Annotated in this window: 3 protein-coding genes; all 3 read left to right on the top strand. The window is 75.2% G+C overall.

Going from position 1 to position 3,521, the window contains the following annotated elements; all coding sequences use genetic code 11:
• Positions 1 to 296 precede the first annotated feature (296 nt).
• The 3 genes from E1200_RS32020 to E1200_RS32010 all read left to right on the top strand — a co-directional run bounded on the left by E1200_RS32020 (position 297) and on the right by E1200_RS32010 (position 3,469).
• Positions 297 to 1,916 (top strand): AMP-binding protein, encoded by a 1,620-nt coding sequence (locus E1200_RS32020; protein WP_131956209.1) that lies wholly within the window; start codon positions 297 to 299, stop codon positions 1,914 to 1,916.
• 68 nt (positions 1,917 to 1,984) lie between these two features.
• Positions 1,985 to 2,770, top strand: coding sequence for a TIGR03084 family metal-binding protein (locus tag E1200_RS32015; protein ID WP_131956207.1), 786 nt, complete (start codon positions 1,985 to 1,987; stop codon positions 2,768 to 2,770).
• A 234-nt stretch (positions 2,771 to 3,004) separates the two neighbouring features.
• Entirely contained in the window at positions 3,005 to 3,469 is a 465-nt protein-coding gene (locus E1200_RS32010) for a universal stress protein (protein ID WP_131956205.1), read from the top strand.
• Positions 3,470 to 3,521: the final 52 nt, after the last annotated feature.

The following is a 3,521-nucleotide window of genomic DNA, read 5'->3' as shown; positions in this document are numbered from 1 at the left end:
CGGCGGGCCCGGGACCGAGCGCAGCGGGCCGGCCTGGGTGGCGGCGATCCAGCGGTCGACGCGGCGCAGCCGGTTGGGGGCGGTGGTGCCGCGGGTCACCTCGCCGCGCGGCCGCTGTACGGGGGGCACCGGATAATTGTTCCTTCCAACCCGGTATGCCTCGTACGTTCGGCCCCGTACGTTCGGCCTCGTGCGTTCGGCCGAAGCACGGCCCCACTGAACGGGATTCGGTAAGCGGTCGTTTACGGTACTGCCAAGCGTCCGGAGGAGCGACGCCGTCCCTGGAGGAGTGCCGCATGCTCGACCTGGCGACCCTGCACGAGGCCATCGCCGCCGCCGTCCCCGACCGCGAGTGCCTCGCCTGGGGAGACCACCGGATGACCTGGCGCGAGATGACCGAGCGCACCCGGCGGCTGGCGAACGTCCTGCACGGCCACGGGCTCGGCCTGCGGGAGGACGCCGGGCGCGGCGAGCCGTGGGAGTCGCCGCACGACCACCTCGCCCTCTACCTGCACAACGGCCCGGAGTACCTGGAGGGCCTCGTCGGCGCGCACAAGGCCCGGGTCGCGCCGTTCAACGTCAACTACCGGTACGTGGACGACGAGCTGGCCCACCTCTTCGGCGACGCCCGTCCCGCCGCGGTGATCTACCACGCCCGGTTCGCGCCGGTGATCGGCCGCGTCGTGGAGGGGCTCGACCGGCGGCCGCTGCTCCTCCAGGTCGCCGACGCGTCCGGGGAGGGCCTCCTGCCCGGCGCGCTCGACTACGAGGAGGCGCTCGCGAAGGCGTCCGCCGATCCCCTGCCGGACGTCCGTCCCGAGGCCGGCGACCTGCACATCCTCTACACCGGCGGAACGACCGGGATGCCCAAGGGCGTGCTGTGGCGGATCGGCGACCTGATGACCGGGCCGCTCGGGATGCGCCGCCGCGACGGCAGCCCGCTCGACGACCTCCGGGAGGCCGTCGAGAAGGCCGTCCGGAACGAGCACCGCGTGCTCGTCGGGCCGCCGCTCATGCACGGCGCGGGCACCTGGTCGGCGCTCGGCGGCTGGTGCGGCGGCGCGTGCGTCGTCTTCCCCGACCGGGTGGACGGCCTGGACGCCGCCGACCTGATGGCCACCGCCGAGCGCGAGCGCGTCACGCGGATGCCGCTGGTCGGGGACGCGTTCGCCCGCCCCATCGTCGAGGCGCTCGAAGCCCGCCCGCACGACCTCGGCTCGATGCGGACGTTCGTGAACTCGGCCGCCGCCATCAGCCCGGACGTCAAGCGGCGGCTCCTGGAGCTGCTCCCCCACACCCGCATCGTGGACATCCTCGGGTCGTCGGAGTCCGGCTTCCAGGTCGCGCGCGACGGGTCGTCGGCGCGGTCGTTCATGCCGACGCCGGGGACGGCCGTCCTCAGCGCCGACCGGTCGCGCCGCCTCGCGCCCGGCGACGAGGAGATGGGCTGGCTGGCCAAGGGCGGCGACTCGATCCCGCTCGGCTACCTCGGCGACCCGGACAAGACCGCGGCGACGTTCCGCACGCTGGACGGGGAGCGGCTGGTCGTGGCGGGCGACCGGGCGCGACTGCTCGCCGACGGCACCGTCGAGGTCCACGGGCGGGAGGCCACCACGATCAACACCGGCGGGGAGAAGGTGTTCGCGGAGGAAGTCGAGAACGTCCTGCGCGGGCTGCCCGGCATCGCGGACGCGCTGGTCGTCGGCCGCCCGAGCGATCGCTGGGGCACCGAGATCGTCGCGGTGGTGCGGCCCGCCCCCGGGGACACGGCGCCCGATGACGCGGAGCTGCGCGAGGGCTGCGCCGCCCACCTGGCCCGCTACAAGATCCCGAAGGTGTTCATCCGCACCCGGAACGGCCTGCGGCTGCCCAACGGCAAGGCCGACTACGCCGCCGCCCGCGCCCTCCTCGACTAAGAGAACCCGGTTCGGTTTGTCGGGGGCGGACCTGTACGGGCGCCGCCCCCGCGCGGGATCCTGGCGGCATGCCGGATCTCGACTCCCTGCTCGCCGACCTCGCCGCCGAGGGCGACTCCGTCGACGCCCTGGTCGCACCGCTGCCCGCCGCGCGCTGGGCGGACCCGACGCCCGCCGCGGGCTGGACGGTCGCGCACCAGATCGCCCACCTCGCCTGGACCGACGACCTCGCCATCGTCGCCGCCACCGACGCCGCCGCCTTCGCGAAGCTCGCCGAGCGGGCGCTGTCCGGACCGGGCGACTACGTCGACGCGGGGGCCGCGGAGGGCGCGGCCGAGGAGCCGTCCCGCCTGCTCGCCCGATGGCGCGCCGGGCGGCGCCGGGTGGTCGAGACGCTGGCCGCGGTCCCGGCGGGGACGCGCGTCCCCTGGTTCGGCCCGCCGATGAGCGCGGCGTCGATGGCGACCGCGCGGCTCATGGAGACCTGGGCGCACGGCGAGGACGTCGCCGACGCCCTCGGTGAGCGGCGCGAGCCCACCCGCCGGCTCCGGCACGTCGCCCACATCGGCGCCCGGACCCGCGACTTCGCGTTCCGCACCCGCGGCCTGGAGCCGCCGGCCGAGGAGTTCCGCATCGTCCTGAAGGGCCCGGCGGGCGAGGAGTGGAAGTGGGGGCCGCCGGACGCCGCCCAATCGGTCACCGGCCCCGCGCTCGACTTCTGCCACCTGACCACCCAGCGCCGCCACCGCGCCGACCTGGCCCTCACCGCCGTCGGCCCGGACGCCGACCGCTGGCTCGACATCGCCCAGTCCTTCGCGGGCCCACCCGGCCCCGGCCGCCCGCCGGCGACCTGACGGCCGCCGCGCCGCCCGCGCGCCCGGCCCGATCGACCTCAGCCCACCAGCGGCGGCCTACCGCGGCCCGCCTGCCTGGGCCGCCCGCCGGCGCCCTGACGGCCGCCGCGCCCCCTGCACGCCACGGCTCGATCGACCTCAGCGCACCCGCGGCGGCCTGACCAGCGGCCGGAGGTGAGATCAACCACTCGTCCTGAGCGTTCGGCTCGGGATCGGGTGGGAGAGGCTTGGGGTATGACGATTCTCATTGCGTACGACGGTTCGGAGGACGCGCAGACGGCGGTCAGGTACGCGGCGCGGCACCTGAAGCCGGAGCCGGCCGTGGTGATGACGGTGTGGGAGCCGCTGCTGGCGCAGGTCAACTGGGCGTCGCTCGCGGCCGTGACCTCGGTCGCCGCCTGGCAGGAGGGCGGCCACTACGAGGAGCAGAAAGAGGCCGAGCAGCTCGCGCGGCACGGGGCCGAGCTCGCGCGCGACAACGGGCTAACCGAGGTGACGACGCGGGTCGAGCGCGGGGTCGGGCCGGTGTGGGCCTCGATCGTGGACACCGCCGACGAGCTGAACGCCTCGCTCATCGTCACCGGTTCGCGCGGGCTGGCCGGCGCCCGGTCGATGATCCTCGGCAGCGTCTCGACACGCGTCCTCCACCACGCGCACCGCCCCACCCTGATCGTCCCCCCGCCAAAGGAGGACGACTGACCGCCAGCCGCATTGACTTGCGGTGTGTTGCCCTTATGGAGCGCTCCATAAG

The sequence above is a fragment of the Actinomadura sp. GC306 genome (assembly GCF_004348665.1).
Classification (GTDB): domain Bacteria; phylum Actinomycetota; class Actinomycetes; order Streptosporangiales; family Streptosporangiaceae; genus Spirillospora.
The sequence above is the reverse complement of the archived record's forward strand: the minus strand, read 5'-3'. Positions and strand labels throughout refer to the sequence as shown.